This is a genomic window from Motiliproteus sediminis, from assembly GCF_017912535.1.
In the GTDB taxonomy this organism is placed as follows: domain Bacteria; phylum Pseudomonadota; class Gammaproteobacteria; order Pseudomonadales; family Balneatricaceae; genus Motiliproteus; species Motiliproteus sediminis.
Genome location: NZ_JAERQK010000002.1, coordinates 241,042 through 254,643 on the forward strand (window position 1 = coordinate 241,042; position 13,602 = coordinate 254,643).

At 59.7% G+C, this 13,602-nt stretch carries 12 protein-coding genes; all 12 read right to left on the reverse strand.

The features are described 5' to 3' along the window. Positions 1-6: 6 nt before the first annotated feature. Positions 7-984, reverse strand: coding sequence for a flagellar motor switch protein FliM (gene fliM, locus JJQ76_RS05575; RefSeq protein ID WP_210395730.1), 978 nt, complete (start codon positions 982-984; stop codon positions 7-9). Between the two features lie 16 nt (positions 985-1,000). Then, positions 1,001-1,522, reverse strand: coding sequence for a flagellar basal body-associated FliL family protein (locus JJQ76_RS05580; protein ID WP_210395731.1), 522 nt, complete (start codon positions 1,520-1,522; stop codon positions 1,001-1,003). 103 nt (positions 1,523-1,625) lie between these two features. Further along, positions 1,626-3,380 carry a flagellar hook-length control protein FliK gene (locus JJQ76_RS05585; protein ID WP_210395732.1) on the reverse strand — a complete coding sequence of 585 codons (1,755 nt, stop codon included), beginning with the start codon at positions 3,378-3,380 and terminating at the stop codon, positions 1,626-1,628. 63 nt (positions 3,381-3,443) lie between these two features. Beyond that, positions 3,444-3,884 (reverse strand): flagellar export protein FliJ, encoded by a 441-nt coding sequence (fliJ, locus tag JJQ76_RS05590; RefSeq protein ID WP_210395733.1) that lies wholly within the window; start codon positions 3,882-3,884, stop codon positions 3,444-3,446. After that, positions 3,881-5,257, reverse strand: coding sequence for a flagellar protein export ATPase FliI (gene fliI / locus JJQ76_RS05595; protein WP_210395734.1), 1,377 nt, complete (start codon positions 5,255-5,257; stop codon positions 3,881-3,883). Before fliI ends, fliJ begins: the two co-directional genes overlap by 4 nt. Then, the gene (locus tag JJQ76_RS17885; protein WP_210395735.1) at positions 5,238-6,008 is read right to left on the reverse strand and encodes a flagellar assembly protein FliH; all 771 of its coding nucleotides are present in this window, start codon (positions 6,006-6,008) and stop codon (positions 5,238-5,240) included. The genes fliI and JJQ76_RS17885 overlap by 20 nt, the downstream gene beginning before the upstream one ends. A gap of 9 nt (positions 6,009-6,017) precedes the next feature. Further along, complete coding sequence (fliG, locus tag JJQ76_RS05605; RefSeq protein WP_210395736.1) at positions 6,018-7,028, reverse strand: flagellar motor switch protein FliG; 1,011 nt, start codon at positions 7,026-7,028, stop codon at positions 6,018-6,020. After that, entirely contained in the window at positions 7,018-8,691 is a 1,674-nt protein-coding gene (gene fliF / locus JJQ76_RS05610) for a flagellar basal-body MS-ring/collar protein FliF (RefSeq protein ID WP_210395737.1), read from the reverse strand. Before fliF ends, fliG begins: the two co-directional genes overlap by 11 nt. A 16-nt stretch (positions 8,692-8,707) precedes the next feature. Next, positions 8,708-9,046, reverse strand: a complete 339-nt coding sequence (fliE, locus tag JJQ76_RS05615) for a flagellar hook-basal body complex protein FliE (RefSeq protein ID WP_210395738.1) — start codon at positions 9,044-9,046, stop codon at positions 8,708-8,710. A 167-nt stretch (positions 9,047-9,213) separates the two neighbouring features. Further along, positions 9,214-9,831, reverse strand: a complete 618-nt coding sequence (locus tag JJQ76_RS05620) for a 3'-5' exonuclease (RefSeq protein ID WP_210395739.1) — start codon at positions 9,829-9,831, stop codon at positions 9,214-9,216. A gap of 3 nt (positions 9,832-9,834) precedes the next feature. Further along, on the reverse strand, positions 9,835-11,658 hold the full coding sequence (locus JJQ76_RS05625) for a putative nucleotidyltransferase substrate binding domain-containing protein (RefSeq protein ID WP_210395740.1): 1,824 nt from the start codon (positions 11,656-11,658) through the stop codon (positions 9,835-9,837). 122 nt (positions 11,659-11,780) lie between these two features. Further along, positions 11,781-13,583 (reverse strand): sodium:solute symporter family protein, encoded by a 1,803-nt coding sequence (locus JJQ76_RS05630; RefSeq protein WP_210395741.1) that lies wholly within the window; start codon positions 13,581-13,583, stop codon positions 11,781-11,783. Positions 13,584-13,602: the final 19 nt, after the last annotated feature.

The window sequence follows — 13,602 nt, forward strand, 5'->3', positions numbered from 1 at the left end:
AGCCGCCTAATTTTCCTGCCGCTTGATGCGATCAAGCACTTTAACCGCCAGATTCTGGCGCGATACGCCCAATTTGCACTTAAGAATCGGAATACCATTGGCCCTTAGCGTCAGCGCATCAGGAATCTCCACCGGAATCACATCACCGGCCTCCATCTCCAGAATATCCCGCAGTGAAATCTGGCGCTTGGCCACCGTCATGTCCAACTGCACCCGCGCATCCATAATATCGGCCCGCAGCGCATTGACCCAGCGATCATCCTGTTCGTCGACATCACTCTGAACGCCCGCGTCGAGCATTTCACGTATCGGCTCCAGCATCGAGTACGGCATGGTGACATGCAGATCACCGCCGCCACCGTCGAGCTCGATATGGAAGGTGCTGACCACGACCACCTCACTGGGGCTGACGATGTTTGCCATGGCTGGGTTAACTTCCGAGTTAACATACTCAAAGTCCACCTTCAGCACCGGCGCCCAAGCCTCGCGCAGATCAACAAAAATCTGCGCCAACAGCATCTGCACGATACGGATTTCGGTTGGGGTAAATTCTCGTCCCTCGATCTTGGCATGCCGACCATCGCCACCGAAGAAGTTATCCACCAGCTTGAATACCAGCTTGGCATCCATGATAAACAGGCTGGTGCCCCTGAGCGGTCGCACCTTCACCAGATTGAGACTGGTGGGCACATAGAGGGTGTGGACGTATTCACCGAACTTGAGAATCTGAATACCGCCGACCGACACATCAGCGCTGCGACGCAGAATATTGAACAAACTAATGCGGGTGTAGCGAGCAAAGCGCTCGTTGATCATCTCCAGCGTGGGCATGCGCCCGCGCACGATCCGCTCCTGACTGGTCAGGTCATAGGCGCGCGCCGCATCCGGGTCAAGATCTTCCTCTTCAGTGTCGATCGCACCATCATCGACGCCATGCAACAACGCATCGATTTCATCTTGAGAAAGCAGATCCTGGACACTCATGGTCTCGGTAGCTCCGCTATTGCATCACGAAGTTAGTAAAGTAGACCGCCTCGATTCCGGGACGCCCCGTTTCCTGCTGCAGTATCTCCTGCACTTTGCGGGTTGCCTCCTGACGCAGACGCTCCTTGCCCTCGGTAGTCTGCATCTCGGTGAAACTCTGATTAGAGAACAAGGTACTCAGCGAATGCACCACCAGCGGCATATGCTTCTCCAGATCCGGCTGCACACTGGGATCACGCGTCAGCGCTTCAGCGTATACCTGCATGAAACGCTGCCGCCCGGTCGGCTCGTAAAAGTTGGCGATAAACGACGGCTTGCCCCCCAAGGTACGCAATTTGATATAGATCGCCTCTTTGCGCTTGCCCGTAGAGTCCTCCGCCTGCTCGGCCACAGCCTCATCATCGCTACTGAGGAAATACCACGCAGCGCCAGCCGCCACCGCTCCCAGCAGAACGACGATCACCACCACCAGAATAATTACCAGCTTATTGGAGCCACCCTTAGCCGGCGATTCCAGTTCTTCCTGTTCTTCAGCCATTTTCCTTCAGATCCTAACACCTTGGCGCAAGGTTGGTTTCCCCTTCGCCGACGCTCTCAAAACTGGGCCCGACTATATCATAATTCAAGGCCGCAGCATTGATTCAGGCGTAGGCATCCACCAGCGAAAGCAAACGCTGTGGCGCTCCGGCCGGCAGCAGCTCCTGACTATCGTCGGCGGTAGCTGACGCGTCACCAAAGGCTCCGGTCCGCCCCTCCTCGCCGCGACGCTGGGCATCTTGCCCGGCACGCTGATCCGACACATCGCCGCGCTGCAGATCGATGCCGTGCTCCGCCAGCATCTCACGCAGCCTTGGCATCTGCTGCTCCAACACTTCGCGCACCTGGGCATGGGGACTGGTGAAGCTCAAGCTGGCCTGATCCTGATTCAGGGTCAGACGAACATGGAGCGAGCCGAGTTCCGGCGGATCAAGCCGCAGCTCCGCACTCCCGATCCCCTGATTCGCCATCCAGGTGATTCGCTGGGACGCAGCCGGCGACCACTCCTGAGAACCGAAGCGCTGCGGCAGCGCCCAGGTCGGCGGGTTACCGGGAGCCGCCTGATACAGACTCTGCAACTGAGCCAGCGACGGCGGCGTGACCGGCGGCGCCTCCGCCCGTGACGGGATTGCACCTAACAGCGCGCTAAAGGCAGAGGACAGCGAATTATCAGTGCGGTTAGTCGACTCGCCCGCGGGAGCCGCCATCATGTCTCCACCGGAGCGGCGCACAATCAGCTCAGGCCGAACTGCACCCTCCTCGTTCGAACGCCCATAGGGCTCCCCGCTAGCGTTCGCCGCGGAGGACGCGACCTCTCTGGGTTGCGCCCGCAACTCTTGCTTAAGTTCCGGCTTAAGTTCCGGTTTAAGCTCTGCCTTCAACTCGGCGGCAGCTTCACTGCGAACCGCGCCTGAGTCGCGCTCACGACTGCTGCGTCGCGGCTCAGCACCGCCGTCGGCGCGCGCTCCCGCTGAGACCACTGCAGCTACCGGAGCGACCACCGGAGTGGCAGCCTCAGTGGTCGCTTTCGTCACCGGCTGGTCAGCCAACCGCGGGGAGGCCGACTCATCGGGACCATCAGAATCAAGCGGCACGGAAGCCGCCGGCGCCGGGTCGCCACTATCAACTAACCGCGATGCAGCCACGCTGTCACCGCGCTCTGCGCCATAGCCAACCCCAGTGGCGGCAGCCGAACGGCTGTCAACGGACGATGGCTCAGGGCTTGCAACCGCAGCTCTATCTGCCGCACGCGCGTCACGGCTCACCGTAGAGGCTGCCACTTCATCGGCAAGCTCCCGGGAGCGACCCGTCGCGGAAGTATCCGCGCGCTCTTCATCACCAAGCGCGGCCACCGTCGCAACCTCAGCCCCCCCGGGTTGAGGCTTGGGAGCTGACTCGACACTGGAAGAACGCGCATCCGGATCCGACTGCAACGCCGCATCGCTCAGCGCTGCAACCTCAGCGCCGGGAAGCGCATCGCCCTCTGCAGTCTCGGGACGCGCCACCACAAAAGGCACCCCGTCCTCTGTATCGCCGCGGTCAGCGCGACGCTCCAGCTCCGCCAGCGTTCGATCAATCAACCGGTCCAGCGCCTCCGGATCCAGCTCGGACGAGAGCACATCTGCACCGCGCAGCTGCGCTTCAATCTCCGCGCGAACATCCGCCACCGGAATCTCCGGCGGCAACAATTCACCGTCCAGGGGCAATTTACCGCCACCCGCCATCTGCCCCTGAAGCTGCGCCTGGACCTGCTGCAGCAACTGGGCAAACAGCTGATCGATACCGCCGGTGGCGCCTTCCGCGACAGCTGCAGCGGGCGCTGGCGACATGCTCACCGCACCAGTTTGTATAACCGACATACGCACACTCCTGTGTTCTCCGACACAGAAATTGCAAAATCAAGGCCAGCTCGCGCTATCCCGCTAACGCTGATAATGGCGCCGGGCCGCGGCCATCTCATCAATCATCGTTTGCAGCTGCTTGTCAGCCTGACGCTGCTCCTGATCCGCCACCCGTTCCCGCAGCGCACCAATCGCCCGGTGGCGACCGTGTGCGGCCTGCCAGCTATGACGAGCCTGCTGCAAATTAAACTCCGCCACCACAATCTGCTGACGCTGCTGATCAATAGCCACCTGCAGGCGATCTTTGAACAGCTGCATCCGCCGCAACACTTCGATAGAAACGCCCTGCTGTCCCCGCGCAAGCTGCGATTGCTGGTATTCGGCCAGATAGTCCTGCAGCTGCTGTAACTTGAGACGCTCCTGTTCAAGCCGCTGCTGGGCATTGCCGAGAGCCTGCTCCGCTTCATGCTTGCGCTGTTCCGCTATCTGCAATACGGTTCCCAGCCGCTTTGAACGCTTCATTGCCTGGCCACTCCGGGACTGGCGCTATTGGCCGGAGGCGGGGGCGGCGGCGACAGCACCTGATGGAGAGCCTGAAAGCTGGGCGCAAAGGGCTGACTGTCGTTCAGCCCTTGCTGCAGAAAGGTACGAAAGTGCGGCATCCGCTCAATCGCCAGATCGATATCCGCATCGGAGCCGCGCGCATAGGCACCGACGCTGATCAAATCGCGATTCTGGTGATAACGGGAGTAGATCTGCTTGAAACGCTGAGCCAGGTTCAAATGCTGTGGCGATACAACCTGCGGCATCGCCCGACTGATAGAAGCCTCGATATCGATCGCCGGATAGTGCCCCTCTTCGGCCAACTGCCGCGACAGCACCACATGGCCATCAAGAATCGCTCGCGCCGCATCAGCGACCGGGTCCTGCTGGTCGTCGCCCTCGGTCAACACGGTGTAGAAGGCGGTAATCGAGCCCTCACCACTGGCGCCGTTGCCTGCCCGCTCCACCAGCTTGGGCAAGCGCGCAAACACTGACGGCGGATAACCCTTAGTTGCGGGGGGCTCGCCCACCGCCAACGCGATTTCGCGCTGCGCCTGGGCATAGCGGGTCAGAGAGTCCATCAGTAGCAACACATTCTTGCCCTGCTCCCGATAGTACTCCGCAATCCGGGACGCCAGCTCGGAGGCCCGCAAACGCATGAGCGGGGAATCATCCGCCGGTGACGCCACCACCACCGCCCGCGCCATGCCTTCCGGGCCCAGGTTATGGTCAATAAACTCCTTGACCTCTCGCCCCCGTTCGCCGATCAGTCCGACCACGATCACCTCGGCTTCGGTAAAACGGGTCATCATTCCCAACAACACCGACTTACCCACGCCGGAGCCGGCAAACAGCCCCATCCGCTGACCGCGGCCAACGGTCAGCAAAGCATTGATGGCGCGCACCCCCACATCAAGGGTCTTCTCTATCGGCTGACGCGCCAGCGGGTTGATCATCGGCCCGGCCAGATTCACTTCGGCAGTAGTACCAAGCGGCCCGCGCCCGTCAATGGGCTGCCCCGCGCCATTGAGCACCCGACCCAGCAACTCGGGCCCCACCGGCACGCGGCTGCCCGCTCCGAGCGGCACCACGCGTGCGCCGGGATAAAGCCCCTCCACCGGGGTGATGGGCATCAGATAGATACAGTCCTGGCCAAACCCGACCACCTCCGCCTCAACCGACAGCTCGGCGGACAGATCGATACGGCAGTAACTGCCGACTGCCGCGCGACAACCGCGCGCTTCCAGAGTCAGCCCCACCAACCGGGTAATACGACCTTCAGCGACCGGCTTGGGTGACACCAGCGAGCGCCGGCCATAGAGCGCCAACCGCTCAGCTATCGTCCGGGTCATCGCCCTTTACCGCCGCCGTTTCGTCGCGATCCTGGCGCAGCTGAGCCAACACTGCGGCCAAGCGCTTATCCAGTTGATAATCGAGATAGCTATTGGCACCCCGGGCGATCAACCCACCGCGCGCCATCGCAGCATCGGTGCGCACTTCCCAGGCAGCACCCTCCCGCTCTCTAAGCTCCAGCAGTAAGGACTCGTCATCGGGGTGGACGCTGAAACTCAACGCACCCTCTTGCGGCAACACATCCAACGCCCGCTGCACTGCTTCACGCATCAGTTCGGGGCGCGTGGCCAGCTCTCCGCCGATAACCGCCTGAGCAATATCCGCCACCAGTTGCAGCATCTGTGCTTCCAGCGCCTCATGCTGCCGGGCCAGGGGCGATTGCAACTGGGACGCCAGCGAAGCAAGACGCGCCTTGAGGTCATCAATCTCGGCCTGGGCTTCGCTGTAAGCCGCCTGATGACCGGACTCGCGCCCCGCAGCCCGCCCCTCTTCCAACCCCTGCTGAAGCCCCTCTTCGCGCCCCTGGGCCAAACCTTCCTGACGCGCCTCGTCACGCAGCTTTTGCAGCGCTTCCACCGTTAATCCGCTGAGATCAAGCTCCTCAACCTCGGCGGCCGCCTCGCGACGGCGCTTCTCCTGAAACGGCGAGGAAACCACATGCCCGCCCTCAACCCGCGGCAACGCCCAGCGCTTGAACGCAGGCAGGTCGCCGGCCGGAATCCGGCCTCCAGTCACGGGTTTGCGGGTCACGGACACCTCTTAAAGCATCTCTTCGCCACCACCGCCCAGCATAATCTCGCCTTCGTCGGCGAGGCGGCGGGCCACGGTGAGGATCTCTTTCTGGGCGTTTTCGACATCGCTGACCCGTACCGGCGGCGACGCTTCAAGGTCATCGCGCAACAGTTCAGCGGCTCTTTTGGACATATTTTTGAAGACTTTTTCCTGCAGCGCCGTATCAGCCCCCTTGAGCGCCACCACCAGTACGTCGGTGGAGATTTCGCGCAGGATCACCTGAATGCCACGATCATCGACATCCACCAGATTGGCAAAGACGAACATCAGGTCCTGAATTTCACCACTCAGATCTTCGTCCACCTCACGAATCGCCTCCATCATGTTCGCTTCGATACTGCTATCGAAGTAGTTCATGATGTTGGCCACCACCTTCACTCCGCCCATGGTGGTCGTGTTGGAGGTCGTGTTGCCGGCAAACTGTCGCTCGAGAATATCGTTCAACTCCTGCAGCGCACTCGGCTGTACCGTATCCAGCGCCGACACCCGCATCAGGATATCCAGCCGCACTTTCTCGTCGAAAAACGCCAGCACTTCGGCCGCCTGATCCGATTCCAGATAGGAGATCACAATCGCCTGAATCTGCGGGTGCTCGTAACGAATCACGTCCGCAACTTGACGCGGATCCATCCACTTGAGGGTATCCAGGCCCTTGGTGTTGCCACCCTCCAGGATACGATTGATAACGCTGCCGGCTTTTTCGTCACCCAGCGCCTGGGTCAGCACCGAACGGATGTAATTGTCGGCGCCGACACCCAGCCCCGTCTGGTTGCTGACGGTATTGAGAAAGTCCGCCATCACCATCTCGACCTGATCCTGCTGGATATTGGCGAGCTGTGACATGGCGGTGCCGATGCGCTGGACTTCGCGCGGCCCCATATGCTTCATCACTTCGGCGGCATCGGTCTCGCCCAGCGACATCAGCAGGATGGCCGAGCGCTCCAGCGGCGACAATTTACGATTGGGATCACTGCTCATCGGCTGCTATCCACTGTTTAACCACTTGCGCCACCCGGCCCGGATCTTCCGCCACCAGACTGCGCACCGCGTCTACCTGACGCTCGTAGCTCTCGTTGGGGGTTGGCAACATATCTGCACTGGACTCCATCGGCGCAGGCAGTTCGCTTTCTTCAATACCTTCCAGCTCGGTGCCAAAGCCTCCGCCACCACTGCCGCCAGCATTCGCAGACGACAGGTTCTTCATGATCGGACGGAGCACACCGAACACCAACACCAGCAGGAAGGTTCCGGCCCCGACTTTCTTCATCAGATCCCAAAACCAGCCCTGCTCCCACAGCGGCGGTTCGGGCATCGGTTCCAGCGGGTCCGGCGATGCAAACGGCGTATTGATAACGTTAACACTGTCACCACGGGCAGCGGAATAGCCCACGGCGTCCCGCACCAACAGGGTCAACCGCTGCAGGTCATTATCGTTCCAGGGACGGCGCGTGGCGTCCCCGGTATCAGGATCACGGCTGACCAGATCATCCACCGCCACCGCCACAGTGAGACGTCTTACCCGCCCCTGCTGATGGCGGGTATAACTGATGGTCCGGTCGAGCTCAAAGTTACGCGTTGCTTGGGTACGGCTGGTCGCCGCGGCAGCACCCGCACCGGCGACACCATCCACGCCAGCCGCCACCTCAGGCACCTGCACAGCTCCCGGAGGCTGGTTAGACAGCGCGCCGGGCACACCACCGGCACCCTCGGCGCCTGCGCGCCGCTCGGTCAAAGTCTGTTCACTGCGAAGCGACGGCAGATCCGGATTGTAGAGCTCATCGGTCTGTTCGACCGCGGTAAAATCAAGATCGGCAGAAACCTCCGCACGGAAGCGCCCGGACCCCACCACCGGCTCGAGAATGCCCCGCACCCGCGCCGCCAGCCGCTCCTCGACCTTGCGGATATAATCCAGCTGCTTGGCCGCCATGGACACTTCATCGTCAACATCCTGACTGTTTAGCAGCCGCCCCTTCTGGTCAACAATGGTGACATCTTTGGGGTTAAGCTCCGAGATGCTGGTCGCCACCAGATTGGCAATAGATGCGACCTGCGCCCGCTCCAGCGAACGCCCGGCGTAAAGCTCAAGAAATACCGACGCGGTTGGCTTGCGTGCGTCGCGCACAAACACCGACTGCTTGGGAATGGCCAGATGAACCCGCGCGCTTTTCACCGCCAACATACTGGCAATGGTACGGGCAAGCTCACCCTCCAGGCCGCGCCGGTAGCGCGTACTCTCCATGAACTGGCTGGTCCCCAGCGCCTGCTCCTGATCCAGCAGCTCAAAACCCACGGTATTGCGGCCGCTCAGACCATCCGCCGCCAGACGCAACCTTGCCTTGTGCAGATGCTCCGCCGGCACCAGCAGCGCACCGCTATTGGTATCGATGCGATAGGGAATCTGATTCTGGGTCAACGCATCGACGATCTCGGTGGCATCCAGCGTATTGAGGTCATTAAGTAGCGGGCGATAGTCAGGCTCCTGAGACCACAGCACAACCGCGAAGCCTATGGCCACGCTCGCTGCCAGACCGACCATCAAGCCGATCTGGCGAAACAACCCCAGATTATTAAACCCCGCAGCCATACCCAGCGAGCCGGAGAGACCGGCGTCACGCGTTGTTGCAGGAACGTTTTCAGCCATGGATTACCCGACTCCGTCAGATCGGCATCTTGGAAATATCTTCGTAAGCCGCCACCAGACGGTTACGAACCTGGACCATGGCCTGAAAAGACACACTCGCCTTCTGCAGACCGATCATCACCTGCGGCAAATCCACGTTTGGATCGCCACGCTCCAACGCTAGTGACAAATTTTTGGCTTCATTCTGCGTCTCGCTCACTTTGTCGATTGCGGTCTTCAGTAGATCACCAAAACTGCCGCCTGACGGACCCTCTGCCGCCTCAGGCCCGGCCATCGGGCGCACCGCCCCGGAGGCCTGAGCCTGTAGCGCACGCATCTGGCTCAACACATTCTGAATGTCGACTCGATCCGTCATCGGAACACCTCGTCAAAAACCGCCACTAACGTCAATTATTCGTCAGATTATACGTAAATACGTTATAGACACCACCCAAAGCGACAAATTTACGGCACTTGCGCACGCTTTCGGAGGCTATAGAGGAATTTAGCAAGAAGCGGGCCAGAACAGCCCGCCCAAACGAGTCAGGCTTTTGGCGCCTTACCGTACTTCAACCGCACATACATCAGCGCGACGGTTATAGCATCACCCAGCGCGGTATGTCGCTGCAGCATCGGCAGATTCAGCTTACTGGCGATGGTATCAAAACGCAGATCGACGTCCCCCCCCAGAGATTGGCTCTTGATCCGGTCGTGATAGACATGCGAGAGCTCAATCATCTTGTTCGGCAACCCGAAGCCATGCCGCGGACGCAGATACTTGTCCAGCATCTGCCGATCAAAGTTGACGTAGTACCCCAGCATCGGCCGGTTACCGATAAACGCCAACACCTGTTCCAGCGCCTCATCCATTTCGATCCCCTCGGACAGATCCATAGCTCGTATCTTGTGGATCTTGATCGAATCGCCGGTCAGGGTTTTGGGTGGTTTCAGCTTGATATCCAGCCGCTCACTCGTCAGCACGCGACTACCTTTGATGCGTACCGCACCAATAGACAGGATCTCCGCCTGCTTCACGTCCAGACTGGTAGTCTCACAATCGAGTGACACCACCTCGTCGCCGCGGTAGGGCTCGAACAGATACCCGTAGGGGCCATCACGATGCTGCTTTCGCTCTCGAAGTACCTTGATAGCGCGAAGCATAAATTATCTCTCCAAGTGGTAACGCATACTCAGATGTTTCTTGAACTCCTTCACCACGTGCAGTGCCTCACGCAGCAAGTCCTTATCCAACCGGTCTAGTCGTTCCGGCAAAATCAGATTGGGCGCCTCACTGAAGGCCTCATCATCAATTCGCGCCAACTGCTGCTGCAAGCGAATCTGGACGAAAATTGACAGCGCCTCGACCAGGTCCCCTGCCTGCTGTTTTTTCAGCACGCCCTGGTCGCGCAACACATCGATACGCTTGAAGGTATTGGTCTCCAGCACCCGGTGCTGCAACGCCATGGTGCGAATTCCGTGCACAATGGGGAAGATCCCGCCCTTCTTGATATCGATACCCTGCTCCCGCTTCTTGATGCTGCCGAAGAAGGTCAACGGCGTATCAAACTCCAGCGCCGCGCGCGAGAAGTGCGAGAAGAACACCTGGTTGTCATGCATCTGACGCAAGAACCAGTTACGCGCAGCCTTGAACAGCGCCGGATTACCGGCAACCGGCTTGGCATCTACCGCAATGGCAAGATTCATCATGGTCTCGCCATCGGCACTGCCGGCCCAGTCGCTCATCCGCTGCGACCAATCGCTGAGGTGCTGCACCCAGTAGGGGTTGGAAACCATGATATTACCCGGGCACTCCGGGTAACCAAATTCGATCAAGGTCTCAGTAAAGCGCTTTAACACCGCCTCACGCCCCGGCCAGTCGAGGCCGTCACGCATGATGACGGCGTTATCCTGGTCGGTCTTCATGATCTGCTCGCCGCGCCCTTCACTGCCCATGACCACCAGACAGACGTGCGGCAGAATGTCTTCGGGTACCAGCAAGGTAAACAGCTTGGCCATCACCCGCTCATTCATCGCCGCCACCAGATCCATGGCAAAGCGCGCTTTCACACCGTGCGCCGCAAGCGATCTAATCAGGTCATTCAGACCGTGAGCGGCACGGGAGAGATCCTCAATGGTCTGGGCACGCTGAATACGCAACCCGATCACATGAGAATGACTGGAGAAGTAACTGAGCACATCGGTCAGCTCGATAATGCCGAGCAACTGGTGATCTTTCATCACCACCACCCGCTCAATATGCTGTAAGGTCATCAGCGTCAGCGCATTGAACAGGTAGTCGCCCGCCTCCACGGTGATCAAGCGATAACTGGCAATATCGCTGACAGGCGTATCCAGCGACAGCTCTTTCAGCACCACCGCGTTGAGCAGGTCGGTACCGGTGACGATGCCGTAGCGCGCCCCTTTGCGCACCAGCACGCAGTCGGCGTGCTTCTCACGCATCATCGCAGTGGTCTCTTTGAGCGTCGCGCCCTCGAGCACGATCAGCGGATCACGCATACACTCGCCATCGACCTGCGCGAGCATAAACTCCGCCATCCCCTGTTCTTCGCCCTGCTGCTCGTGAATCTCGGTTTTGGCCGCCAGGGTACGACTGAAGTAATCACCAAAGCGCGGGTTGCTGTAGACCAGTTCCAACAGGACTTTGGTCGGCAAAATATGGGCGATAGTCTCCTCTTCAGCGATAAAATTGTGCATCGCCTTACCCTTGAGCGCCGACCAGGCACCAAAGTAGTCCTCACTGCCATAGTGCACAAACACGTGCTCCTGCTGCGCACCGTCGTCGAGCGATTCGGTTTCACGCACCCGACCCTTGAGGATAATGAACAACCCCTCTGGCGCCTCGCCAGCCGTAATCAGATATTCACCCTGCTGATAGTAACCAAGATCGAGGTTCCCCCTGAGCAGCTTGAGCTCGTCAGGCTCCAGCAGGCTGAAGGGCAGGTTGGATTCGTTAAATTCTGTAGGCATCGTCCCAGTCTCGAAAAGTTATGGCGGTAGCATTAGCCCGCCACAGGCCAATATCCGTTACAAAGAAAAGGCACGCCAAGCATTATTGCTGGCGCGCCCTGCATCTCCGCGATCACGCTCGTTTAGTGCGCCTGAGCAACCCCCGCGCCACGCGGTATGCGGATGTCGTGTACGATCTCCTGTATCTCGGCGGGGGGCGGAGGCGTCACCGCGGCCACCACAAACGCGGTGGCAAAGTTAAGCAGCATCCCCACAGTACCAAAGCCCTCGGGCGAGATTCCCATAAACAGCTCATCCCTGGTACCGCCCATGAACTTGAAGTAGATGATATACGCCAGGGTCGAACCGATGCCGACTACCATGCCGGCAACCGCGCCTTCCCTGTTCATGCGCCGCGAGAAGATCCCCAGAATAATAGCCGGGAAGAACGACGACGCCGCCAAGCCAAAGGCCAGCGCCACCACAATAGCAACAAAGCCCGGAGGATTGATCCCGAAATAGCCCGCCACGAAGATCGCCACGATCGCCGCCAGACGCGCGTACATCAACTCCTGCTTATCGGTAATCTGAGGGTTGACGCACTTTTTCATCAGATCATGGGACACTGCGGTCGAGATCACCAACAGCAAGCCCGCAGCGGTTGACAGCGCAGCCGCCACCGCTCCGGCGGCCACCAGCGCGATGACCCAGCCCGGCAGATTGGCAATTTCCGGATTGGCCAGTACCATAATGTCGCGATCGACATAGAGCTCGTTGGCAAAGGGCTGCTTCGACGCGTCGAACTGCCCATCTGAGGGATTCAGTGTCACGCGCGAACCGTCGGTGTTGCGATTCTCGCCGTCAAACTCCGGCTTTCCCTGAAACGCGGCACCCGCGGCATACTGCACCCGGCCATCACCGTTGTGGTCGGCCCAGCCGATCAGACCGGAGTTTTCCCAGTTCTTGAACCACCCGGGCATGGTTGCATAGGCCACGCCGCGACCATCATCGCCATTAACGGTGGTAATCAGGTTGTATTTGCCAAAGGCGGCCACCCCCGGCACCGAGGTATAGAGAATGGCAATAAACATCAACGCCCAGCCGGCAGAGGAACGGGCATCCTTGACCCGCGGCACGGTAAAGAAGCGCACGATCACGTGCGGCAGCCCTGCTGTGCCGCACATCAACGCGGCGGTCAAAAAGAACATATCCAGCGTACTCTTGCCGCCCGCAGTGTATTCACGAAACCCGAGTTCGGTCGACAGCTGGTCAATGGTGGCCAGAATAGATTGACCGCTCTCCAGTGTCGCCCCAAGACCCGTCTGCGGCAGAATATGCCCCGTAACCTGAAAAGAGAGAAACACCGCCGGCACGGTAAACGCCATGATCAGCACGCAGTACTGCGCCACCTGGGTGTAGGTAATACCTTTCATTCCGCCCAGCACCGCGTACACGAAGACAATCGCCATGCCGATCACTACCCCCTGGTCGATACCCACACCCAGAAAGCGGGAGAACACAATCCCCACGCCACGCATCTGGCCAGCCACATAGGTAAACGAGATGATGATGGTGCATAGCACCGCGATCACGCGGGCAAAGTTGGAGTAATAGCGGTCACCAACAAAATCCGGCACGGTAAACTTGCCGAACTTGCGCAGGTAAGGCGCCAGCAACATCGCCAACATGACATAGCCACCGGTCCAGCCCATCAGGTAAGCCGCACCGTCACGACCGATAAACGAGATAATACCCGCCAGTGAAATAAATGAAGCGGCCGACATCCAGTCAGCAGCGGTCGCCATGCCATTGGCGATCGGTGGCACGCCGCCACCGGCAATATAAAACTCTTTGGTTGATCCGGCCCGCGCCCAGATCGCGATACCGATATAGAGCGCAAACGATGCCCCGATAAAGGTAAAGTTAAGGATATCTTGGCTATCCATAAGCAGCGCTGCCCTGAAC

Bases quoted from the DNA above. Each gene is read 5' to 3' on its own strand.
- fliG (WP_210395736.1), bottom strand. From the start codon at position 7,028: ATGAGCAGTGATCCCAATCGTAAATTGTCGCCGCTGGAGCGCTCGGCC.
- JJQ76_RS05630 (WP_210395741.1), bottom strand. From the start codon at position 13,583: ATGGATAGCCAAGATATCCTTAACTTTACCTTTATCGGGGCATCGTTT.
- JJQ76_RS05620 (WP_210395739.1), bottom strand. From the start codon at position 9,831: ATGCTTCGCGCTATCAAGGTACTTCGAGAGCGAAAGCAGCATCGTGAT.
- fliM (WP_210395730.1), bottom strand. From the start codon at position 984: ATGAGTGTCCAGGATCTGCTTTCTCAAGATGAAATCGATGCGTTGTTG.
- JJQ76_RS05580 (WP_210395731.1), bottom strand. From the start codon at position 1,522: ATGGCTGAAGAACAGGAAGAACTGGAATCGCCGGCTAAGGGTGGCTCC.
- JJQ76_RS05625 (WP_210395740.1), bottom strand. From the start codon at position 11,658: ATGCCTACAGAATTTAACGAATCCAACCTGCCCTTCAGCCTGCTGGAG.
- fliE (WP_210395738.1), bottom strand. From the start codon at position 9,046: ATGACGGATCGAGTCGACATTCAGAATGTGTTGAGCCAGATGCGTGCG.
- fliI (WP_210395734.1), bottom strand. From the start codon at position 5,257: ATGACCCGGACGATAGCTGAGCGGTTGGCGCTCTATGGCCGGCGCTCG.
- fliJ (WP_210395733.1), bottom strand. From the start codon at position 3,884: ATGAAGCGTTCAAAGCGGCTGGGAACCGTATTGCAGATAGCGGAACAG.
- JJQ76_RS05585 (WP_210395732.1), bottom strand. From the start codon at position 3,380: ATGTCGGTTATACAAACTGGTGCGGTGAGCATGTCGCCAGCGCCCGCT.
- fliF (WP_210395737.1), bottom strand. From the start codon at position 8,691: ATGGCTGAAAACGTTCCTGCAACAACGCGTGACGCCGGTCTCTCCGGC.